General features: G+C 65.9%; 16 protein-coding genes. 10 read left to right on the top strand and 6 right to left on the bottom strand.

All coding sequences use genetic code 11. From position 1 onward, the window contains the following. The first annotated feature begins 49 nt into the window (after positions 1 to 49). The 4 genes from smc to ASG27_RS24110 all read left to right on the top strand — a co-directional run bounded on the left by smc (position 50) and on the right by ASG27_RS24110 (position 9,439). Positions 50 to 3,574 (top strand): chromosome segregation protein SMC, encoded by a 3,525-nt coding sequence (gene smc, locus ASG27_RS24125; protein WP_056412305.1) that lies wholly within the window; start codon positions 50 to 52, stop codon positions 3,572 to 3,574. Positions 3,575 to 3,757: 183 nt separating this feature from the next. Next, positions 3,758 to 4,897, top strand: coding sequence for a hypothetical protein (locus tag ASG27_RS24120; RefSeq protein ID WP_056412302.1), 1,140 nt, complete (start codon positions 3,758 to 3,760; stop codon positions 4,895 to 4,897). Positions 4,898 to 4,978: 81 nt separating this feature from the next. Next, positions 4,979 to 7,084, top strand: coding sequence for an NAD-dependent DNA ligase LigA (gene ligA, locus ASG27_RS24115; RefSeq protein ID WP_056412300.1), 2,106 nt, complete (start codon positions 4,979 to 4,981; stop codon positions 7,082 to 7,084). A gap of 27 nt (positions 7,085 to 7,111) precedes the next feature. Further along, complete coding sequence (locus ASG27_RS24110; protein ID WP_056412296.1) at positions 7,112 to 9,439, top strand: penicillin-binding protein 1A; 2,328 nt, start codon at positions 7,112 to 7,114, stop codon at positions 9,437 to 9,439. 67 nt (positions 9,440 to 9,506) lie between these two features. Here ASG27_RS24110 and ASG27_RS24105 read toward each other — a convergent pair whose 3' ends face one another. From ASG27_RS24105 to ASG27_RS24095, 3 genes are all read right to left on the bottom strand, one after another. Beyond that, entirely contained in the window at positions 9,507 to 9,731 is a 225-nt protein-coding gene (locus tag ASG27_RS24105; RefSeq protein WP_056165809.1) for a DUF1737 domain-containing protein, read from the bottom strand. A 59-nt stretch (positions 9,732 to 9,790) separates the two neighbouring features. Further along, entirely contained in the window at positions 9,791 to 10,342 is a 552-nt protein-coding gene (locus tag ASG27_RS24100) for an NUDIX hydrolase (RefSeq protein ID WP_056412293.1), read from the bottom strand. Positions 10,343 to 10,503: 161 nt separating this feature from the next. Continuing rightward, positions 10,504 to 11,199 (bottom strand): fumarylacetoacetate hydrolase family protein, encoded by a 696-nt coding sequence (locus tag ASG27_RS24095; protein WP_056165815.1) that lies wholly within the window; start codon positions 11,197 to 11,199, stop codon positions 10,504 to 10,506. Positions 11,200 to 11,393: 194 nt separating this feature from the next. Here ASG27_RS24095 and ASG27_RS24090 point away from each other — a divergent pair, with 194 nt between their 5' ends. From ASG27_RS24090 to ASG27_RS24080, 3 genes are all read left to right on the top strand, one after another. After that, complete coding sequence (locus ASG27_RS24090) at positions 11,394 to 11,849, top strand: MarR family winged helix-turn-helix transcriptional regulator (protein WP_056412289.1); 456 nt, start codon at positions 11,394 to 11,396, stop codon at positions 11,847 to 11,849. Between the two features lie 88 nt (positions 11,850 to 11,937). Continuing rightward, on the top strand, positions 11,938 to 12,606 hold the full coding sequence (maiA, locus tag ASG27_RS24085; protein ID WP_056412285.1) for a maleylacetoacetate isomerase: 669 nt from the start codon (positions 11,938 to 11,940) through the stop codon (positions 12,604 to 12,606). After that, positions 12,603 to 13,499, top strand: a complete 897-nt coding sequence (locus ASG27_RS24080) for a polyphenol oxidase family protein (RefSeq protein WP_056412282.1) — start codon at positions 12,603 to 12,605, stop codon at positions 13,497 to 13,499. Before maiA ends, ASG27_RS24080 begins: the two co-directional genes overlap by 4 nt. Here ASG27_RS24080 and ASG27_RS24075 read toward each other — a convergent pair. Continuing rightward, positions 13,419 to 13,784: a hypothetical protein gene (locus tag ASG27_RS24075; protein ID WP_056412278.1), complete on the bottom strand. Its 366-nt coding sequence runs from the start codon at positions 13,782 to 13,784 to the stop codon at positions 13,419 to 13,421. The genes ASG27_RS24080 and ASG27_RS24075 overlap by 81 nt on opposite strands. Positions 13,785 to 13,918: 134 nt before the next feature. Here ASG27_RS24075 and ASG27_RS24070 point away from each other — a divergent pair, with 134 nt between their 5' ends. The 3 genes from ASG27_RS24070 (at position 13,919) to phbB (ending at position 17,944) form a co-directional block, all read left to right on the top strand. Next, positions 13,919 to 15,619, top strand: coding sequence for a PHA/PHB synthase family protein (locus ASG27_RS24070; RefSeq protein ID WP_056412276.1), 1,701 nt, complete (start codon positions 13,919 to 13,921; stop codon positions 15,617 to 15,619). Positions 15,620 to 15,738: 119 nt separating this feature from the next. Then, a complete protein-coding gene (locus tag ASG27_RS24065; protein ID WP_056412273.1) occupies positions 15,739 to 16,917 on the top strand; it encodes an acetyl-CoA C-acetyltransferase in 1,179 nt (392 codons plus the stop codon). 289 nt (positions 16,918 to 17,206) lie between these two features. After that, on the top strand, positions 17,207 to 17,944 hold the full coding sequence (gene phbB, locus ASG27_RS24060; RefSeq protein WP_056412270.1) for an acetoacetyl-CoA reductase: 738 nt from the start codon (positions 17,207 to 17,209) through the stop codon (positions 17,942 to 17,944). Positions 17,945 to 18,551: 607 nt separating this feature from the next. Here phbB and ASG27_RS24055 read toward each other — a convergent pair. Together ASG27_RS24055 and ASG27_RS24050 are read right to left on the bottom strand one after the other, a co-directional pair. Then, positions 18,552 to 20,585 (bottom strand): ABC-F family ATP-binding cassette domain-containing protein, encoded by a 2,034-nt coding sequence (locus ASG27_RS24055; RefSeq protein ID WP_056412268.1) that lies wholly within the window; start codon positions 20,583 to 20,585, stop codon positions 18,552 to 18,554. Next, a complete protein-coding gene (locus ASG27_RS24050; RefSeq protein WP_156370944.1) occupies positions 20,582 to 23,122 on the bottom strand; it encodes a DUF7657 domain-containing protein in 2,541 nt (846 codons plus the stop codon). Before ASG27_RS24050 ends, ASG27_RS24055 begins: the two co-directional genes overlap by 4 nt. Positions 23,123 to 23,228: the final 106 nt, after the last annotated feature.

Genomic DNA, 23,228 nt, shown 5'->3' with positions numbered 1-23,228 from the left:
CCACTTTTTGCCACTGAAGTCCCGCCCCTCATTGCCCGCCCCCTGACCCGTGCGTCTTACCTCCATCAAGCTTTCCGGTTTCAAGTCGTTCGCTGAACCCACCAACTTCATGCTGCCCGGCCAACTGGTGGGCGTGGTGGGTCCGAACGGCTGCGGCAAGTCCAACATCATGGACGCGGTGCGCTGGGTGCTGGGCGAGAGCAAGGCCAGCGAGCTGCGCGGCGAGTCCATGCAGGACGTGATCTTCAGCGGCACCACCACCCGCAAGCAGGCCAGCCGCGCCAGCGTGGAGCTGGTGTTCGACAACTCCGACCACCGCGCTGGCGGCCAGTGGGGCCAGTACGGCGAAGTGGCCGTGCGCCGCGTGCTCACGCGCGACGGCACCAGCAGCTACTACCTGAACAACCAGCCCGTGCGCCGCCGCGACGTGCAGGACGTGTTCCTCGGCACGGGCCTGGGGCCCCGGGCCTACGCCATCATCGGCCAGGGCACCATCAGCCGCATCATCGAATCGCGCCCCGAAGAGCTGCGCCTGTTCCTCGAAGAGGCCGCGGGCGTCTCCAAGTACAAGGAGCGCCGCCGCGAGACCGAAAACCGCCTGTCGGACACGCGCGAGAACCTCACGCGGGTCGAAGACATCCTGCGCGAGCTCAACGCCAACCTCGAAAAGCTGGAAAAGCAGGCCGAAGTGGCCGCCAAGTACAACGCGCTGAACGCTGACGCCACGCTCAAGCAGCACCAGCTGTGGTTCTTGAAGCGCGCCGACGCGGAAGCCGACCAGACCAAGGTGCGCCTCGATGGCCTGCAGGCCGTGAACGACCTCGAGTCGCGGATGGCCGACCTGCGCGCGGTGGAGTCCGACCTCGAAACCATCCGCCAGGCCCACTATGCGGCCGGCGACCAGGTCAACCAGGCCCAGGGCCGGCTGTACGAAGCCACGGCCGAAGTCGGCAAGCTCGAAGCCGAGATCCGCTACGTGGTCGAAGGCCGCCAGCGCGTGGAGCAGCGGCTGGTCACGCTGGCCGAGCAGATTGCGCAGTGGCAGTCGCGCAGGGAAGAGGCCGACATCGAGCTTGAAAACCTGGCCGGTGCCGGTGTGGATGCCGAAGAGCGCGCCGAGATGCTGGCCGCCCAGGTCGAAGAGCAGGCGATGCAGCTGCCCGACCTGGAAGACGCTCTGCGCCAGGCCCAGAGCCGGGCCAGCGAGCAGCGCGGCAGCGTGGTGCAGGTGCAGCAGCAGATCGGCGTGCTGGCCGCCGAGCAGCGCAGCATCGACGAGCAAAGCCGCCAGCTCGACAGCCGCTTCGAGCGGCTGCGCACCGACCGCAACGCGCTGGCCGCCCCGGACGAGGCGCGCCTTGCCAACCTGCGCGAGCAACTGGAAGAAGCCCAGGAGATCGCCGAAACCACCGAAGCCCGCCTGCACGAGCTGCAGGAGTCCGTGCCCCAGCTCGACGACGACCGCCGCACGCGCCAGCAGGCCGTGAACACCGAAAGCGCGCGCCAGGCCGACCTGTCGGCCCGCATGGAGGCCCTGAAGGCGCTGCAGGAAAAGGTCAAGACCGACGGCAAGCTGCGCCCCTGGCTGGCCAAGCATGGCCTGGATGGCCTGCAGGGCCTGTGGAGCCGCATCCACATCGAAAAGGGCTGGGAAAACGCGCTGGAAGCCGCGTTGCGCGAACGCCTGGGCGCGCTCGAAGTCGGTCGCCTGGACATGGTGCGCGGCTTTCTCGGATCGGGCGGCACCGACGCCCCGCCCGCACGGCTGGCGTTCTACAGCGCGCCGTCAGCCGGCCAGCCCGATGCGCCATCGCAGCACCCGCGCCTGTCGGACCTGCTGCGCCTGAACGACGCCGGCCTGCGCGCCGTGCTGACCGACTGGCTGCAGGGCTGCACCACCGCCCCGACGCTGGACGAAGCCCTGAGCCGCCGCGCGAGCCTGCAGCCTGGCGAGGTCGTGTTCGTACCCACGGGGCACTCGGTCAGCGCCCACAGCGTGAGCTTCTACGCCCAGGATTCCGAGCAGTCGGGCCTGCTGGCGCGCGCGCAGGAGATCGAGCACCTGGAGAAAGAGCTGCGCGCCCAGGCCCTGATCGCCGAAGAATCCCGCGCCGCGCTGGTCCGCGCCGAGGCTGCCTATGCCGACGCCTCGCAGCGACTGGTGGCCGCCCGCCGCGAAGCCACCGAAACCCAGAGCCGCGCGCACGAGCTGCAGGTCGAGACCATGCGCCTTGCGCAACTGGCCGAGCAGACTCGGGCGCGCAGCCAGCAGATCGACGCCGACCTGGCCGAGGTGGAGGCCCAGCTGGCCGACCTGCAGGAGCGCCGCGTGGCGGCCGAGGCGCGCTTCGAAGAGCTGGACATGCAGCTGGCCGACAGCCAGGAGCGCGAAGCCCAACTGGGCGACAACGTGATCGAGGCCGAGCGCAAGCTGGCCGCCTGCCGCGAGCAGCAGCGCGCGCTGGAGCGCCAGGCGCAGGAGGCCACGTTCTCCCAGCGCAGCCTGGAGGCACGGCGCGGCGAACTCAACCGCTCCATCGAGACCGCCACCCAGCAGGCGACCGCGCTGGCCGACGAGCAGCAGCGCGCCCGCGACGAGCTGGCCCGCCTGTCCGACGCCGCCGCGCAGGGCGGGCTGCAGCAGGCCCTGGACGTGAAGATGGAGCGCGAGAAGGCGCTGGGCGCCCAGCGCAGCGAGTACGACGACCTCACCACCAAGCTGCGCGCGAGCGACGAACGCCGCATGCAGCTCGAACGGGCCCTGGACCCGCTGCGCGCCCGCATCACCGAATTCCAGCTCAAGGAGCAGGCCGCGCGCCTGGGCCTGGAGCAGTACACCACGCTGCTGACCGACGCACAGGCCGACCTGGACGCCATCGCCCAGTCGATCGGGGATGGCAATGTGCGCGTGACCGGTCTGCAGGGCGAAATCGACCGCCTGCACCGCGAGATCACCGCGCTGGGCGCGGTCAACCTGGCCGCGCTGGACGAACTCAAGCTGGCCAGCGAGCGCAAGATCTTCCTCGATGCGCAGACCGCCGACCTGACCGAAGCCATGAACACGCTGGAAGACGCGATCCGCAAGATCGACGGCGAAACGCGCCAGCTGCTGTCGGGCACCTTCGACACCGTGAACGCGCACTTTGGGCGCATGTTCCCCGAGCTCTTCGGCGGCGGGCAGGCCAAGCTCATCATCACCGGCGACGAAATCCTGGACTCCGGCGTGCAGGTGATGGCGCAGCCGCCCGGCAAGAAGAACCAGACCATCCACCTGCTTTCCGGCGGCGAAAAGGCCCTCACGGCCATCGCGCTGGTGTTTGCGATCTTCCAGCTCAACCCCGCGCCGTTCTGCCTGCTGGACGAGGTGGACGCGCCGCTCGACGATGCCAACACCGAGCGCTACGCGAAGCTGGTGTCCAGCATGTCCAAGGGCACGCAGTTCCTGTTCATCAGCCACAACAAGATCGCGATGGAGATGGCCGAGCAGCTCATCGGCGTGACCATGCAGGAGCAGGGCGTCTCGCGCATCGTGGCGGTGGACATGGAAAGCGCACTCTCGATGGCCGGGGCATGAGCGGAACCCGCATGATTCGCCGTGCACCTGCGCCCGGGCGGGGGTGCCGCCTACGGCCTGCCGGCCCAGCAGCGCCTAAAGTGGCGCGGGTCGGCCTGCGCCGGTGGTGCAACGCGGCGCGCGGGGCTCTCGAAGGTGGCTGGGTGGCACACCGGGCCATGGGATAGCTAGAAAAACATTTTTATGAGCACACTTCAACTCAGTCTGGCGATCATCGGTGGCCTGCTGCTGGCCGGTATCGTGGCCTACAACACCTGGACATCGCGCCGCAACGCCCCCAAGCGCGCGGTGCCCCAGGAGGCCGAGCGGGGCACGCCCGGCAGTGGCATGGCCGAGCCCGCGCTGCGCCAGGAGCCCGGCTTTGAGGGGGGCGGCGCGGTGGAGCTCACGCCCGACGAATTGCAGGCCCTGGACCGCGGCACGGACCCGTCGTCCGAACACGCGGTGGACCCGACCGATGCGCTGCAGATGCCTGTGCCCTCGTTCTCGGTGGAGCGCCGCCCGGGGCTGGATCCGCTCATCGATGTGATCGCGCCGCTGCAGCCTGAGCATGTCGTCTCGGGCGATGCCGCACTGGCGGCACTGCCACCCACGCGGCGCGCAGGCAGCAAGCCCTTTGCCATCGAAGGCTTGAACGAAGCCACCCAGCAGTGGGAGACGCCCGCGCCCGGCCAACGCTACCAGGCCTTCCAGGCGGGGGTTCAATTGGCCAACCGCATGGGCGCGCTCAATGAGATCGAATTCTCGGAGTTCGTGGTCAAGGTGCAGGCGTTTGCCGACGCGATCAATGCCGCGCCCGACTTCCCCGACATGCTGCAGGAGGTGGCCCGCGCCCGCGAGCTGGACCAGTTCGCCAGCGACCACGACGCGCAACTGGCCTTCATGCTGCGCGCCCGCCAGGCAGCCTGGAGCCCCGGCTATGTGCAGCAGAACGCCGGCCGCCTGGGCTTTGTGGCCGGTGCCATGCCCGGCCGGCTGGTGCTGCCCGCCACCAGCGCCGCGGGCCTGCCGCCCCTGCTCACGCTGGGATACGACACCGCCGCCGCACTGGCGGACGACCCGGACCAGTCCGCCATCCGCGACATCACCCTGAGCCTGGACGTTGCCCAGGTGCACCGCTCCGAGCAGCCCTTCGCCCGCCTGCGCGACGTGGGCAAGGCCCTGTGCGACGCCATGGACGGCGTGCTGTGCGACCAGAACGGCCACCCGCTGCCCGCGATGGCCATGGACCCGATCACGGCCGACCTGGAGCTGCTGTACGACCAGCTCGACGGGCGCGACCTGTCGGCAGGGTCGGTGCTGGCGCGCAGGCTGTTCAGCTAGTGCAAGACATGAGCGCAACGCTGGTCCGGCTGGCGCGCAAGGAACCGGGTGTTGCCCAGGAGAATCCCAGTGGGGCACCCCATGACTGAACAATCACAACTCTTTTCGTCTGCAGCGCAGACCAGCCCTGCGCAAGCAGCTATCAAAATAAAAGCACTGCGCGACCAGTTGCAGCGCTGGGCGCACCAGTACTACGTGCTGGACGAGCCCACCGTGCCCGATGCCGAGTACGACCGGGTCTTTCGTGAACTGCAGGCGCTGGAGACCGAGCACCCCGACCTCATCACCTCCGACTCGCCCACGCAACGCGTGATCGGGGCGGTGATGGAGGGCCTGACGCCGGTGCGCCATGCGGTGCCGATGCTGAGCATCCACACCGAAACCGACACCGAGGCGACGGGAGCCCAGGCTTTCGATGCCCGCGTGCGGCGCGAGCTGGGCCTGTCGGACGCCGACCCGGCCATCGAGTACGTGGCCGAGCCCAAGTTCGACGGCCTGGCCATGAACTTGCGCTACGAAAAAGGCCGTCTGGTGCAGGCCGCCACGCGCGGCGATGGCGAGGTGGGCGAGGACGTGACCCACAACATCCGCACCATCCGCCAGATCCCGCTGACGCTGCCCGACGGCGTGCCACCCTTGCTGGAAGTGCGCGGCGAGGTCTACATGCGCCGCGCCGACTTCGACGCGCTCAACGAGCGCCAGCGCGAGCAGGGTGGCAAGACGTTTGTGAACCCGCGCAATGCGGCGGCGGGCGCGGTGCGGCAGCTGGATTCGAACATCACGCTGCAGCGTCCCTTGAGCTTTTTTGCCTACGGCCTGGGCGCCATCACCCCGGCCGCGGAGGGCGGGCCGGTGTTCCGCACGCATTTCGAGCTGCTGCAGACGCTCAAATCCTGGGGTTTTCCGGTCGCAGCGCAGGTCCAGATTGCAACAGGCGCTACAGAATTGGTAGCGTACCACCAGCAGGTGGGCGCGGGCCGCGACGCCTTGCCCTACGACATCGACGGCGTGGTCTACAAGGTCAACGCGCTGCAGCTGCAGCGCGACCTGGGCTTCAAGACGCGCGAGCCGCGCTGGGCGGTGGCCCACAAATACCCCGCGCAGGAGATGGCCACCAAGGTGGAAGGCATCGACGTGCAGGTGGGCCGCACCGGCAAGATCACGCCCGTGGCGCGCCTGGCACCGGTGTTCGTGGGGGGCGTCACCGTGACCAATGCCACGCTGCACAACCTGTTCGAGATCCGCAAGAAGGGTGTGCGCGTGGGCGACACCGTCATCGTGCGGCGCGCCGGCGACGTGATCCCCGAAGTGGTGGGTGTGATGCCAGGCAACCGGGTCGGCTATGTGCCCAACTTCCACATGCCCAAGACCTGCCCGGTGTGCGGCAGCGATGTGATGCGGGTGAAGGGCGAGGCCAACCACCGCTGCACTGGCGGCCTGTTCTGCGCCGCGCAGCGCAAGGAAGCCATTTTGCACTTCGCCGCCCGCCGCGCGATGGACATCGAGGGCCTGGGGGACAAGCTGGTGGACCAGTTGGTCGAGTCCAACGTCATCCGCACGCTGCCCGACCTGTACCGCCTGGGCCTGTCGTCCCTGGTGGCGCTGGAGCGCATGGCCGAGAAGTCTGCGCAGAACGTGCTCGCCGCACTCGAAAAGTCCAAGCAGACCACGCTGCCGCGCTTTCTGTTCGGCCTGGGCATCCGCCAGGTGGGCGAATCCACCGCCAAGGACCTGGCCAAGCATTTCGGCACGCTCGACGCGCTGATGGGCGCAACGCAAGAGACCGCCGCCACCGTGGAGCAACTGCTGGAGGTGCCCGACGTGGGCCCCATCGTCGCGCAGAGCGTGCACACCTTCTTTCAGCAGCCACACAACCGCGAAGTGGTCGAGCAACTGCGCGCCTGCGGCGTGACCTGGTCCGAATCGGCCCGTGCCGACAAGGCACCGCAGGTGCTGGCCGGCAAGACCATCGTGCTCACGGGCACGCTGCCCACCCTGAGCCGTGACGAGGCCAAGGACATGCTGGAGGCCGCAGGCGCCAAGGTCTCGGGCTCCGTCAGCAAGAAGACGAGCTACGTCGTGGCTGGCGAAGAGGCGGGCAGCAAGCTGGCCAAGGCCGAAGAGCTGGGCGTGCCGGTGCTGGACGAAGCCGGCATGCTGGCTCTGCTGTCCGGCCCTGGTGCCTGAGGCACCTTTCATTTTTTCGAGTTTTTGATGCGCACATTGCTGCTTTCCTTCAAGGCCCGTGCCGCGGCGTTCTTCCGCTGGCTGGCGGGCCTGTTCGCCTGGATGCCCCGGCCGCTGCGCCTGGCACTGTTCTGGGGGGCGCTGTCGGTGCCCGCGGCGGTGCTGGTGTACACGCTGGCGCTGATCCCTTTCACGCCGTCCACCGCCGACATCCGCAAGGCCAAGAGCGAGCTGCCCGCGCAGCTCATGTCGGTGGACGGCAAGCTGCTGGCCGAGTACCGCTGGGCGAACCGCGAATGGGTCGAGCTCGACAAGATCTCGCCCCACGTGGTGGACGCGCTGATCGCCACCGAGGACCACCGTTTCTACAACCACTTCGGGCTCGACTGGCGCCGCACGGCGTCGTCGGTGGTTCATACGCTGCGGGGGGACCCGCAGGGCGGCTCCACCATCACGCAGCAGCTGGCGCGCAATCTGTTCCCGGACGAGATCGGCCGTTCACGGGTGTTTCCGCAGGCCTTGACGCGCAAGCTCAAGGAGGCGATCACGGCGGTGAAGATCGAGGCCTCGTACAGCAAGGACGAGGTGCTGGAGACGTACCTCAACACCGTACCGTTTCTGTACAACGCCTACGGCATCGAGATGGCGGCCCGCACGTACTTCGACAAGTCGGCCGACAAGCTCAGTGTGCTGGAAAGCGCCACGCTGATCGGCATGCTCAAGGGCACGGCCTACTACAACCCCGTGCTCAACCCCGAGCGCGCCCAGGCGCGGCGCAACACCGTGCTGTCGCAGATGGTCAAGCGCGGCAAGCTCGAGCAGGCGCAGTTCGACGACCTGCAAAAGCGGCCGCTGCGCGTCAACTTCGAGCGCCAGACCGAGGTCATGGGCCCGGCGCCGCACTTTGCGATGCAGCTGCGCAAGCAGCTCATCGACTGGGCCGACAGCCATGGCTACAACCTGTATGCCGATGGCCTGGTGATCCGCACCACCATCGACTCGCGGCTGCAGAACTTTGCCAACCAGGCCGTGGCCCGCCAGGGCAAGCAGCTGCAAACGGTGGCCGACGCCGCCTGGAGCAAGCGCGACGGCTGGGGGCCGGGCAACGAGCTGGTGCAGACGCTGGTGCGCGAAAGCGCCGAGTTCCGCGCGGCCGTGGACAAGGGCGAGACGCCCGAGGACGCCCAGAAGGCGCTGCTGGCGGACGAGGCCTTCCTGCAGAAGCTGCGCGCCGACAAGACGCGCGTGCAGGCCGGCTTTCTGGCGCAGGACCCTGTCACCGGCCACGTGCTGGCCTGGGTGGGCAGCCGCGACTTCGCGCAGGACCCGTTCGACCATGTGCAGGCAGCGCGCCGCCAGCCGGGCTCCACCTTCAAGCCCTTCGTCTACGGCGCCGCGTTTGCGCAGGGCGCCCAGCCCACCGACATGCTGATGGACGCCGCGGTAGAGATCCCGCTGGGTGGCGGCCGCGTGTGGCGCCCCACCGACGGCGGCCCGCCGAGCGACCAGCCGATGAGCCTGGCCGACGGCCTGGCGCTGTCCAAGAACACCATCACCGCCCAGGTGATGCACCAGGTGGGCCCGGCCCGCGTGGCCGAGGTGGCGCGGGCGCTGGGCGTGCGCCAGTCGCCGCTGGAAGAAGTGCCCTCGCTGGCACTCGGCACGAGCCCGGTGACGCTCAAGGAGATGATCTCGGCCTACAGCAGCATCGTGAACCTGGGCCGCTATGTGGAGCCGGTGCTCATCACCAGCATCGAGGACCGCCACGGCAAGGTGCTGGAGACCTTTGCCAAGCCCGTGCCCGAGGCCGTCTTCGACGCGCGCGCCGCCCAGGTGCTGCGCAACACCATGCGCGGTGCGGTGGACCGGGGCACGGCCACGGCGATCCGCTCGCGCTACGGCATCCAGGCCGACGTGGCGGGCAAGACGGGCACCACGCAGGACAACACGGACGGCTGGTTCATCCTGATGCAGCCCCACGTGGTGGCGGGCGCCTGGGCGGGCTTCAACGACGGCCGCATCACGCTGCGCAGCGACCACTGGGGTCAGGGCGCCCGCAGCGCGCTGCCCATGGTGGGCGACTTCATGCAGCAGGCCATCCGCACCAAGGTGATCGACGGCCAGGAGCGCTTCTTCGACGAGTTCGACACCACGCCGCCGCCGTCGCAGATGCCGCCTCCGGCCGATGCCCCGCTCGGCGCGATGCGCGACTGGATCCGTGGGTTGTTCGGCGGCGACCCGCAGTCGCAGCCCCAGATGCCGGGCCAAGGGCCCGGCGGGCTGCCACCGGTGACGCACGACCCACCGGGTTCGACGGCACCACCGGTGCCCGCCGAGGAACGCACGGGCGGTTAGCGGTCAGACATGCGCAGCGCTGGAGTCATCGCTCTGGTCGTGGCAGCGTTGCCTCGCCGATGCCTGCCTACAGCGTTGTGTGCCGAACGCCCGGCCAGATGACCGCCTGCGCCACGATCACGGTCTGGCCGTTGAACGTGGCTGCGGGCGAGCCGTGCAGCACGTAGCCCAGCGCCAGCGCATCGCTCACCCGGCGGCAGAACGCGGCATCGTCGGGGCCGGTGAGCAACCGGTAGCTGGGCATCCCGTCCGGTGGTGCCGCCGCAGTGGGTGGGGCAGAAGGCAAGGGCATGGTGGGTAGGGTGGGGTGGGGTGCGACCGCCAGCGTGTCGCTGTGCGGCTCGCGGCTCGCTACTCGATGTCGATGCAGTGCAGTCCGAAGCTGCCCGCCTTGCGGTCCGCGAAGTAGGCCTCCAGCGTTTCCTTGACCGTGCGAAAGGCGATCTCGTCCCACGGGATCTCGTCTTCGGTGAACAGGCGCGCCTCGATGGTCTCGAAACCCGGGTTGAACTGGTCGCTGAGCAAGTGGGCCCGGTAGAAGAAATGCACCTGCCCCACGCGGGGCACATTGAGCAGGCTGAACAGCGGGCCCATCTCGATCTGCGCACCGGCTTCCTCATCCGTCTCGCGCGCGGCGCCCTGGGCCGTGGTTTCTTCCAGCTCCATGAACCCGGCCGGCAGCGTCCACTTGCCCCGGCGCGGCTCGATGTTGCGCTTGCACAGCAGCACGCGCCCATCCGCCATGACGGGCACCGTGCCCACCACATTGAGCGGGTTTTCGTAGTGCACGGTGTTGCAGGCAGGGCAGACGGCACGCAGCTTGGTATCGCCGTCGTCGGGCAGGCGGTAGACCACGGCGGTGCCGCAGGCGCGGCAGTGTTGGATGGGGCTGCGGAAGGTCATGCGTGGTTTTTGGTTCAAATAGGCCGCTACCGCTTGTTCAGCATGCGCAAGCAGCTATGAAAAGCATAGTGTAGCGGGCGGCGCGGGCGCCAAGGCCTGTGCGCAGGGCCGGCCAATGCAAGGCCGTCCACAGCGGGCCACGGCGCACGCGCCGTCGGTGGTCACACCACGGTCAGGCGCAGCGTGCCCAGGCCTTCCACGCCACCTTCCAGCACATCACCGCGTACCACGGCGCCCACGCCCTCGGGGGTGCCCGTGTAGATCAGGTCGCCGGGCTGTAGCTCCCAGGCTGCGGACAGGTGCTCGATGGTCTCGGCGATGTTCCAGATCAACTGCGCCACGGTGCTGCGCTGCTTGTCGGCACCGTTGACCTGCAGCCAGATGCCGGCGTTGGCGACGTCGCCCGCCTGGGCTGCGGGCGTGATGGGGCCGATGGGTGCGCTGGCGTCAAAGCCCTTGCCGATGCACCAGGGGCGGCCTTGCTTCTTCATGTCGTTCTGCAGGTCGCGGCGCGTCATGTCCAGGCCCACGGCGTAGCCGTAGATGTGCGAGAGCGCGTCGGCGGCAGCGATGTTCTTGCCGCCCTTGCCAATGGCCACCACCAGCTCGATCTCGTGGTGCAGGTTGGCGGTGAGGGTGGGGTAGGGCAGCTGGCCCGTTTCGCCCGCGTTGACCACCACGATGGCATCGGCCGGCTTCATGAAGAAGAAGGGCGGCTCGCGGCCGGTGAAGCCCATCTCCTTGGCATGCTCTTCGTAGTTGCGGCCCACGCAGTAGATGCGGTGGACGGGAAAACGGTCGCCGCTGCCCACCACGGGCACGCTGGCCACCGGCGCGGGAGAAAACACGTAGCTCATGTCTGCCTTTCTTTTCTTGTGTCGCTCGATGATGTGAATGACGGGCCCGGCCGTTGTCCAGCCGCCACGGGCCGCAACGGGCCGTGACAAGCGCGGCGACGGGGTCTGTGGACCCAGGGGCACCGCAGCCAGCCCGAAAGTGGCAGTGTGCCATGGCTGCAAGGCCCGCGCTGCCAGAGGCTACACTCGCGCCCATGGCAAAGAGCTTCGATTTCCACAACACGCCAGGCCACCTGGTTCGCCGCGCACACCAGCGGACCGTGGCACTTTTCATGGAAGAGACGGCCGGGTTCGATGTGACGCCGGTGCAGTTCGCCATCCTGCACGAGCTGCTGGCCCAGCCGGGCGAGGACCAGGTCACCTTGGCATCGCGCGTCGCATTCGATGCGGCCACGTCGGGCTCGGTGATCGGCCGGCTCGAAAAGCGCGGCTGGATCCGCCGCGAACCCGACACCCGCGACCGCCGCCGCAAGCTGCTGTGGATCACCCCGGAGGGCGAAGTCGCGGCCCTGCAGATGCGCGACGCCGCACAGCGCGTGCAGGAGCGCCTGATGGCCCCGCTCGATGCGCAGGAGCGCAGCGACCTCATGGCCATGCTGACCAAGGTGGTCTACCACCACCAGGACCCCGCGGGCGCCTCGGGCGCCTGATTGCACCCGGCCCGGCGACACGCGCCGACGGCGCACCCCGCCCACCACCCCGGCGTGCAGTGCGCCGTACCCATCCCGAGACCTTCGCATGCAGCTCTACAACTACTTTCGCTCTTCCGCGTCCTACCGCGTGCGCATCGCGCTGGCGATCAAGGGCCTGGACTACGACTACCTGCCGGTGCACCTGGTCAAAGGCGAGCACCGGCAACCGGCCTACGTCAGCCGCGTGGGCGATGCGCTCTTGCCCACGCTGATAACCGACGATGGCGCAGCGCTGGTGCAGTCGATGGCCATCATCGAATACCTCGACGAAACGCATCCCACGCCCGCGCTGCTGCCCGCCGACCCGCTGGCACGAGCACGGGTGCGTGCGCTGGCACAGATGGTGGCGTGCGAGATCCATCCCATCAACAACCTGCGGGTGCTCAAGTACCTGGTGCATGAACTCAAGGTGGACGAGGACGCCAAGAACGCGTGGTACCACCACTGGGCCCGCAGCGGGCTGGAGGCGTTCGAGCGCCAGCTGGGCCTGCTGGCACAGGAGCGCGAGAGCCAGGGCCTGCCGCCGTCGCTGCTGTGCTGGGGCGACACGCCCACGCTGGCCGATTGTTGCCTGGTGCCGCAGATCTTCAATGCCCAGCGTTTCAAGGTGAACCTGGACGGCCTGCCGCTCACCATGGGCGTGCACGTGGCGTGCATGGCACTGCCTGCATTCCAGAAGGCCCAGCCTTCGGCCTGCCCGGACCACGAAGCTTGACCGGCCACACTGCTGCCCCAGGGGCCAGCGCCGACTGGCTGGTGCCCGACTGGCCTGCGCCACCGGGCGTGCATGCGCTGTGCACCACGCGCACCGGCGGGGTCAGCCAGCCGCCCTACGACAGCCTGAACCTGGGCACCCATGTGGGCGACGACCCCGCGGCCGTGCACACCAACCGCCTGCGCTTGCAGGCCCGTGTGCAGGCCGTGTCCGCCGGCGTGCGGCCCGTCTTTTTGAACCAGGTGCATGGCGACGGCGTGGTGCAGCTTGACCACGCCACGGCCGATGGCACCGATGCCGATGCCTGCGTGGCCACGGACACCGGCGTGGCCTGCACGATCATGGTGGCCGACTGCCTGCCGGTGCTGGTGGCACATCGATCAGGCACTGTGGTGGCTGCAGCGCATGCAGGGTGGCGCGGCTTGGCGGGGCAGGGCGGCCAAGGTGTGCTGGAGGCTGTGGTAGAGCGCTTTGGTGCTCTTGCGCTTGCCCATCAAGCGCCAGGCGCTATCAATATCGAAGCAAACGTCCTGGCAGCACCTGCGGGGGCGACCGCTGGTGCCGCACCGGACACCATGGCATGGCTAGGTCCTTGTATCGGGCCCACCGCATTCGAGGTCGGTGCCGAGGTGCGGGCCGCGTTCTGCGACGTGTCTGCGGCTGCGCAGGCCTGCTTCACGCCCCGCGCGGGCATGCCGGGCAAGTACCTGTGCGATCTGGCGGGGCTGGCGCGGCTGCGGTTGCAGGCGCTGGGCATCACCAGCATCTACGGCAATGACAGCAGCGCAGCCTGGTGCACGGTGACCAATGCCTCACGGTTCTTTTCGCACCGGCGCGACAGCGGCACCTTGGGGAGTAGCGGGCGCTTCGCCGCCTGCATCTGGCGCGACTGACCCTGGTGCAGGTGTCAGGTCAACCACATCGCCGTTGACGTCTGCATCCACTGATTTGGCTGCCGCTTGCTGTGCGTCGTACGCAGCCTGCTCGGCCGCCTGGCGCGCCTTGATCTTGCGTTTGCGGGACGGTGTTCCGAGGATGTACACCAGGATGCTCATGGGCAGCAGTCCATACAGCACGAAGGTGACGATGGCCCCCAGCACGGTGCCGACCGGGCTGGTGGCTTCGGCCACGGCCATCATGAGGGTGACGTAGGTCCAGACGATGACGATCAGGTACATTGGTTGCGGGTATTGAACAAGCGGTTGGATGCAAGAGTGGGGTGAAGCCGTTGCCTTGCACAAGCCGGTGGGCAACAATGAAGCCGAGACACACAGCCCAGCCGCTGCGAACGACCAACCACCGAGGAAAGAGCATGAATTCTGAATCACCCTGGGCCGATAGCGCCCAGCAGTTCCAACAGATTTTCGGGCAAAGCTGGTCGCAGGCACTGCAGTCGTTCCAAAAGATGGATCTGGGCGCATCCGCACCCACGGCCCCGCAGCTTCAATTTTCTCCCTCCAAGCTGCAGGCACTGCAGCAGCAGTACCTGGACGAAGCCAAGCAACTGTGGGCGCAGGGCCTGCAGGGCACGCCCGAGGTCAAGGACCGGCGGTTTTCCGGCGAAGGCTGGGCCAGCAACCCGGTGGCCGCATTTTCTGCCGCTGCCTACCTGCTCAACGCCCGCACCCTGATGGGCCTGGCCGACGCGGTGGAGTCCGACGAGAAGACCAAGGCGCGCATCCGCTTCGGCGTCGAGCAATGGATGGCCGCCATGGCGCCCAGCAACTTCCTGGCCTTCAACGCCGAAGCGCAGAAGAAGGCCATCGAAACCAAGGGCGAGAGCATCGCCAAGGGCATGCAGAACCTGCTGCACGACATCACGCAGGGCCATGTCTCCATGACGGACGAGAGCCTGTTCGAAGTGGGCCGCAACGTGGCCACCACCGAGGGCGCCGTGGTGTTCGAGAACGAACTGTTCCAGCTGCTCGAGTACAAGCCGCTCACCGCCAAGGTGTACGAGCGGCCCTTCCTGCTGGTGCCACCGTGCATCAACAAGTTCTACATCCTGGACCTGCAGCCCGAGAACTCGCTCATCCGCTATGCGGTGGAGCAGGGCCACCGCACCTTCGTCGTCAGCTGGCGCAACCCTGACGACACCCTGGCCCACAAGGCCTGGGACGACTATGTGGAAGACGGCGCGATGGCCGCCATCGATGTGGTGCAGAGCATCACCGGGGCCGAGCAGATCAATGCGCTGGGCTTTTGTGTGGGGGGCACCATCCTGAGCAACGCCCTGGCGGTGCTGGCGGCGCGGGGCGAAGAGCCTGTGGCCAGCGCCACCTTCCTCACCACGCTCATCGACTTTTCGGACACCGGCATTCTCGATGTGTTCATCGACGAAGCCTTCGTCAAGTTCCGCGAGATGCAGATGGGCCAGGGCGGGCTGATGAAGGGGCAGGACCTGGCATCGACATTCAGCTTTTTGCGGCCCAACGACCTGGTGTGGAACTACGTGGTGGGCAACTACCTCAAGGGCGAGACGCCACCCCCGTTCGACCTGCTGTACTGGAACAGCGACAGCACCAACCTGCCGGGCCCGTTCTATGCCTGGTACCTGCGCAATTTCTACCTGGAAAACAGGCTGGTGCAACCCGGCAAGCTCACCGTGTGCAGCGAGAAGATGGACCTGGGCCAGCTGACCTTGCCCGTGTACATCTACGGCTCGCGCGAAGACCATATCGTGCCAGCCACTGCCGCCTATGCCTCCACCCAGGTGCTGCCGGGCAAGAAGCGCTTCGTGATGGGCGCATCGGGCCACATCGCCGGCGTGATCAACCCACCCTCCAAAGGCAAGCGCAGCCACTGGATACGCGCCGACAGCAAGTTCCCGGCCACGCTGGACCAGTGGCTCGAAGGTGCCACCGAGCACCCTGGCAGCTGGTGGACCGACTGGTCGGGCTGGCTCAAGGGCCACGCAGGCAAGCAGATCGCCGCGCCCAAGGCGTATGGCAAGGGCACCAAATTCAAGGCCATCGAGCCCGCACCAGGCAGCTACGTTAAGCAAAAGTCCTGAAAAGTCCTGACTTGAAGGCCTGAGAGAATTACCTTACCCGGCGAGACCGCCGTTCACGCCAACCAGACAAGCCCGCCTGTGCGGGCACGCACCGACCCAACCACAAAGAAGGACATTCCATGGAAGACATCGTCATTGTTTCGGCCACCCGCACTGCAGTGGGCAAGTTTGGTGGCGCGCTGGCCAAGACCCCGGCCACCGAGCTGGGCTCTATCGTGATACGCGAAGCCATCGCCCGCGCGGGCCTGTCGTCCGACCAGATCGGCGAAGTCATCATGGGCCAGGTGCTGACCGCCGGCGTGGGGCAGAACGCCGCGCGCCAGGCCTCCATCAAGGCCGGTGTGGCCAAGGAAACCCCGGCGCTGACCATCAACGCCGTGTGCGGCTCCGGCCTCAAGGCCGTGATGCTGGCCGCCCAGGCCGTGGCCTGGGGCGACAGCGAGATCGTGGTGGCCGGCGGACAGGAGAGCATGAGCCTGGCCCCCCACGTGCTGCCCGGCTCGCGCGAAGGCCAGCGCATGGGCGATTGGAAACTCGTCGACACCATGATCGTCGACGGCCTGTGGGACGTCTACAACCAGTACCACATGGGCATCACCGCCGAGAACGTGGCCAAGCAATACGGCATCACCCGCGACATGCAGGACGCGCTGGCGCTGGGCAGCCAGCAAAAGGCGGCCGCCGCGCAGGATGCCGGCAAGTTCGTCGATGAGATCGTGGGCGTGAGCCTGGCGCAAAAGAAGGGCGATCCCATCCTCTTCAACGCCGACGAATACCTGAACCGCAAGACCAATGCAGAAGCCCTGGCCGGCCTGCGCCCCGCGTTCGACAAGGCGGGCAGCGTGACCGCTGGCAATGCCTCGGGCCTGAACGACGGCGCGGCCGCCGTGGTGGTGATGAGCGCCAAGAAGGCGGCGGCCCTGGGCCTCAAGCCCCTGGCCCGCATCGCGTCCTTTGGCACCACCGGCCTCGACCCCGCCACCATGGGCATGGGCCCTGTGTCGGCCACGCGCAGGGCGCTGGAGCGCGCTGGCTGGAACGCTGCCGACGTGGACCTGTTCGAACTGAACGAAGCCTTTGCCGCGCAAGCCTGCGCTGTGAACAAAGAACTGGCCATCGACCCCGCCAAGGTCAACGTGAATGGTGGTGCCATCGCCATCGGCCACCCCATCGGCGCATCCGGCTGCCGCATCCTGGTCACGCTGCTGCATGAAATGCAGCGCCGCGACGCGAAGAAAGGCGTCGCCGCGCTGTGCATTGGCGGCGGCATGGGCGTGTCGCTGGCGCTGGAGCGCTGATCGGGTACCGACCAGGCCACGGAGAAAGCCTCTGCGACCCGCATTGGCCCTGGTCCTGCCATGAGAAAGCCGCGCATTGCGCGGCTTTTTTTGTTTCCGGATGTCGCTATTGCGGGGCTGCCAAACGCACCAAAACAGTGATCAACCGCAGGAGACGGAGATAGGGCTCATGGCGGGCATATCAATATGTCGAAAACGAAAGGGGTTCAGTGTTTTCCTTCACGGCAGTGTCTGATTTCTTGGTTAGAGTGGCGGTGAGCGCTTTACACAACCAACAAGGAGAAATCACATGAGCCAGAAAGTCGCATACGTCACCGGCGGCATGGGCGGCATCGGAACCGCCATCTGCCAGCGCCTGCACAAGGAGGGCTTCAAGGTCATCGCAGGCTGCGGCCCGACCCGTGACCATGCCAAATGGCTGGCTGAACAAAAGGCCCAGGGCTTCACTTTCTACGCATCGGTGGGCAATGTCGGCGACTGGGATTCCACCGTGGAAGCATTTGGCAAGACCAAGGCCGAGCACGGCACCATCGACGTGCTGGTGAACAACGCCGGCATCACCCGCGACCGCATGTTCCTCAAGATGTCGCGCGAAGACTGGGATGCAGTGATCGAAACCAACCTCAACAGCATGTTCAACGTCACCAAGCAAGTGGTGGCGGACATGGTGGAAAAAGGCTGGGGCCGCATCATCAACATCAGCTCCGTCAACGGCGAAAAGGGCCAGGCAGGCCAGACCAACTATTCGGCCGCCAAGGCCGGCATGCACGGTTTTTCGATGGCGCTGGCCCAGGAACTCGCCACCAAGGGCGTGACCGTCAATACCGTGAGCCCTGGCTACATCGGGACGGACATGGTCAAGGCCATCCGCCCCGACGTGCTGGAGAAAATCGTCGCCACCGTGCCCGTCAAGCGTCTGGGTGAACCCAGCGAGATCGCGTCGATCATCGCCTGGCTCGCATCGGAAGAGGGCGGCTACGCCACGGGTGCCGATTTCTCCGTCAACGGCGGCCTGCACATGGGCTGACAGGCCATCGCGAGGACCCCGCTGCCCAGGCGCCCCAAGGCGGCGCGCAGCGGTGGGCCTCGGTTGATCTTGGGGTGGGAGGATGGGAGGCCAAGTGCGCCGCGCAAACCCAGCCTGCTTCCCCAAAAAGCAAAAACCCCGCAGTGCGGGGTTTTTTGTTGGGGGAGTGCATTCATGGATGCAGGGCATCAAAGCCGCTGCTGATGGATACGCCTCCTGGATGAAGCCAGACAGCTAGCCGCACCTGCGCACGAAATGCACGGTCTGCGAACAAGGCTCAGGGCTTGCATGGGTTGGAATCCTTGGATCGGGATTCAGGACAGAGGCCGGACGGCGGTCTTAGAAGCGGGCGGGAGCGCGCTTGCGGTCGCGTTCGTCTTCGGGCCAGGCGGACAAGATTGCGGTGGTATTCATACTGAAAAACTCCTGTGATGTACCAACAACGCGGGCCCATCCGGATGCGTTGACAGCGTTTCGCAAAAAAATGCAACCGCAACGCCCCTGTTCTTCAGCTTCCAAACCGCTACTCTATTTGTAGCAAAAAGTTGTTGCCCAGAAAGCGCTGGATGCCAAAATCATCCAGCATCTCTTACAGGGTTTTACATTTTTATCCGGCGACGGCCGCCTGAATTTCCTCCAGCAGCGAAGAAATTTCAAGCCATCTTTCTTCCAGCCGCGCCGTCTCGTCATGGCCGGCTTTCAGCCGTTTTCCGCAGTCTGCGATGTCTGCCGGGGCGAGCGATTCGGCCAGTTTGTGCTCCAGGGTGGCCCGTTCGGCCGAGAGCGCTGCCAGGCGTTTGTCGATTTGCTCCAGCTCTTTTTTCAGCGGCTTGGTCTTTTCGGCCTGCTGTTGCCGCGCCTGGGCATCGAGCTTGCGCTGTTCCCGTCCATCGCGAGCGAGGGATGGGGCAGCCACAGCAGTGCTCTGCACGGGGGCGGCTGCAGGGGCCGGTGGTGCAGCCGCGGGGGCGTCCGCACGCGCTGTGGACGTCTGCGCCTGATCGGCCAGCCGTGCCTCTTCGCGCAGACGCCGGGATTCATCGAGCAGGTAGCGCTGGTAGGCGTCCAGGTCCCCGTCAAAGGGCCCCACCACGCCGCGGCCCACCATCCAGAAGTCCTCGCAGACCGAGCGCAGCAGCGCGCGGTCATGGCTGACCAGCATGACGGTGCCGTCGAAGTCGTTGAGCGCCATGGCCAGGGCTTCGCGGGTGGCCAAGTCCAGGTGGTTGGTGGGCTCGTCCAGCAGCAGCAGGTTGGGGCGTTGCCAGACGATCATCGCCAGCACCAGGCGGGCTTTTTCCCCGCCGCTCATCGTGCCCACAGCCTGCTTGACCATGTCGCCCGTGAAGTTGAACGTGCCCAGGTAGCTGCGCAAGTCCTGTTCGCGGCTGGGTTGCTTGAGGTCTGGGCCCAGCTCCTTGGCCAGGCGGATCATGTGCTCCAGCGGGTTCTCCGCGGGGCGCAGCACATCGAGCTCTTGCTGCGCGAAGTAGCCGATGTTCAGGCCCTTGCCCTCGGTCACGCTGCCGCCCAGCGCCTTCATGGTGCGCGCGATGGTCTTCACCAGGGTCGACTTGCCCTGGCCGTTGGCACCCAGAATGCCGATCCGCTGGCCTGCCAGCACCGAGCGGTTCACGCCCGAGAGGATGGTGGTGGGCACGCCCTCGTCGTCCACATAGCCGAACGATGCATCGCTGATGGCCAGCATCGGGTTGGGCAGGTTGGCCGGTTCCTTGAACTCGAAGGTGAAGTCGGCCTCGGCCAGCACTGGAGCGATCTTCTCCATGCGGTCCAGCTGCTTGACGCGGCTTTGCGCCTGCTTGGCCTTGCTGGCCTTGGCCTTGAAGCGGTCGATGAATTTTTGCAGGTGGGCCATCTTCTCCTGCTGCTTGGAGAAGCTGGCCTGTTGCAGCTCCAGCTGCTGCGCGCGCAGCTCCTCGAACTTGCTGTAGTTGCCGCCGTAGCGGTTCAACTGACCGGCCTGGATCTGCAGGGTCACGTTGGTGATGGCATCCAGAAACTCGCGGTCATGGCTGATCACGATCATGGTGCCCGCATAGCGCTTGAGCCAGGCTTCCAGCCAGACCAGGGCGTCCAGGTCCAAGTGGTTGGTGGGCTCGTCGAGCAGCAGCAGGTCGCTGGGGCACATCAGCGCGCGCGCCAATTGCAGGCGCATGCGCCAGCCGCCCGAGAAGCTGTCGACCGGGTTGTCGAGTTCGCTGACCCGAAAACCCAGGCCCAGGATCAGCGCCTGCGCCCGCGCGACTGCGTCGTGCGCGCCAGCGTCGTGCAGGTCCGAGTAGGCGTGGGCGATGGCCATGCCATCGTCGCTGGCCTCGGCGTCCAGCAACTGCTGCTGCACTTCGGCGAGGCGCGTGTCACCCTCCAGGACGAAGTCCGTGGCCGACTGGTCGGTTTCGGGCATGTTCTGCGCGACTTCTGCCATGCGCCAGCTGCTGGGGATGTGAAAGTCCCCGCCGTCTTCGTGCAGCTTGCCGCTGAGCAGCGCAAACAGGCTGGACTTGCCCGCGCCATTGCGCCCCACCAAACCGACGTTCTCGCCGGGGTTGATGGTGGCAGACACGCTGTCGAGCACGACTTTGGCGCCGCGTCGCAGGGTAACGTTTTTAAGGGTAATCATTGAGGATGTACTGAAAACCACGCCCAACCGGCGTGCCTCCCGAGCACCCGCAGTTGAGGGTTGTTCATGAATTGATCGGCATCAGCTTCTTTGGTGAGTACCACTTGAGCGCCGGTCGCCTTGAAATCAAAGCGCGCGGCATCAATGGTCACGAACACCGTGTCCGATAGCTGTGAACGGGTACTTACGCGGTATGTGCTCGGAGGTTCGACCTCGCCAGGAGCGAAGAAAAGATGCTGGTAACGATTGACTACTAGGAGATCCGCTTGCGGCAGGTGCATCTCTGCCCACAGTGAAAACTGTGGATAGTAGAAAACACCGTTCACGATCGGGACACCTGCTGAAGCCAGCGACATGGCGGCACGCATGCCGTCATCTATGCCGACCGTTAACACGCGCTTCCATGGAGCGGATGTTCCTGGCTCCGCAATCTGCAGGAAAGGACGTACCGCCGGGTGCAATTGTATTTGACCTGCGCTTTGAGCGATCGGATTGAAGGTCATGGCTGCCATCACGTACAGCAACACGTTGAGCGACAACGCTGCGGAAATTTTGCCCAGGGACAGCCAGTAGGCCATCAAGAAGCCCGCAGCAGCCACCGTTGCCAAGAACAATGGACTGAGCGAGGGATACAGCACATCGGGCAGCGCCAGCAATGCAACCGTGATCAAGCCGGCACTTGCCGCAGCGATCACCAGTGATGAAAAGTGTGATGCCCCCCCATGCCTTTGGTCGCTGGCGGAACTCTTGGCCGGTACCAGTGCCAGCAAAACGGTGCAACCGAGCGCCAGGGCCAGGTCGACTCTGTGGGATGGTACGAAATGCCACATCAATGCCTTGGATAACCAGAGCGGCACGCCAAGAATGACAAATACCAAAGTCCAGGCGCTAAATACACTCCAAGCGATAGCCATCCATCGATGGCGACCCTTGGAGTCCGAGATCAGACGCCAAGCCAGTAGCGCCAATGGAACGGGAAGAAGAAAGTAGCTTCCGAACTCGCTGGCGTTCGTCTCGCTCACCCCCAGATGGCTCAACGAGTCCAGATTCGAGTATCCCCGCGTCAGCCAATACAGTGGAAACTCACCACCTTGTAAAGCTGCCCGTCCCCCCGGATAGACAGTGTTTTGCATGGTGGCTATCGCATCTTTCGCATCGAACCACCACGCTCCAAGCAACAGGCCAGCGATTGCCACCGATAGCAAAAACGCAGGAATCGCCGTCCGCACTGGTCGTGGGCGATGGTCCGCGCACCAAGCGAGCAGCAAGAGACCGCACAACAGAGCCAGGGGAATTTGCCAAGGCGGATACAACACCAGGGCAAATCCCGCTGCGAACAATCCCAACAGCACCGACAGCAGCCAGATGTGTAGCGCTTTGGACGCCTGCACAATCGAGATGACGGCCCACAGTGCTCCCACCGCGAAAAATGCGGTGTACAGAGGCCAGTAAGACCATCCTGTGGCATATGGCGCCAGGCAGAACAGCACTGACAGTGCCAAATTCCGGGTTGAGCGCGTGGGGACCAGTTTGTTGAGAAGTCCCCACAGCGCCAGCCAACAGGCAAACAAAGGGAAAAACCAGTACCAGGCCAACGCGTTGGCGAGGGGGAGTACGAAAAAGCCCCAGGTAGCAGGTCGTGCAATCACGGAAGGATGAAGCACCGGCACCCCGGTCATCCCGATGATCATCATGTTTTGACCATCGGTGCCCAGATGGTGGTTGACCACCGGAAAGGGGGGCTGATGGTGCACCTGGGCCAAGGCACTGGGGGTCACCACCAGCCATTCGTCCGAACGGATCGCGCGTGGGGCGAGCGCAATAGCACGCGTACCGCTTTCCGGCGCCAGAAAGGCGTGCGTTCCGGCCGTGTCGGTATCGCCTGTGAGCAGCTGCAAGGAAACGCCAGTCCATCCCGATGCCACCAACGTCCCGAACATTCCGACCACCAGCAATGCGATCAGGCGGGTGTTTTTCTGCACTGCGCAGTCCAGTTGCTCTACCCACACTGTCATTCGCGCAATGCGTGTGACCAGGAACAGCACCACCAAAAACGCTGTCAGGCATGCTGCGAACCACCAATGCCTTGCGGGGATGGCAACCCCCGAAAATGCTCGCGCTTTGTCTGAAGCGGGGGCCAGTTCTTGCTGGATATCGCCTGACTTGGCGATGACGGAGACTCGGTGGTGACTCCAGTTCAAATCTCTCGGCGTTTGCACGTCGAGAACGAATCCCGCCAAAGCTGGCGACGCGCCTGGAAAACTGGCGTTGACGTCATCGCGCGCGACCTGGTGCCTTGCTGTGATGGTGGCCTCGCGCCCGTCGATACGGACCTCGAAAGATGACGGGGGCTCGGCATTGGCGGCATTGAAACCCCAGCCCTGAATCTGAACCTTCCGCTGGTCGCGGTCATATCTCAGAGAGTCCACCGAGCCGCGAACGACACGCTCCGACGCTGTGGCGTCGCGCGACAACTCCTGCGCCTGCAGGGTAGGGAATGCAAAGAGGGTAAATACGGTGATGGACCATGGGCTCACGCACCATCGCATCAGCGCGTAAATCCACCAATGTACGAGGCTGGTCGCGGTGCGAGCAGGTGCAAATTTGGCCGGTTTCTGACCAGGCTGAGCTACCACGGGCAAC

This window comes from Acidovorax sp. Leaf191 (assembly GCF_001424425.1).
Classification (GTDB): Bacteria; Pseudomonadota; Gammaproteobacteria; order Burkholderiales; family Burkholderiaceae_C; genus Acidovorax.
This window is presented reverse-complemented; position numbering and strand designations above follow the sequence as displayed.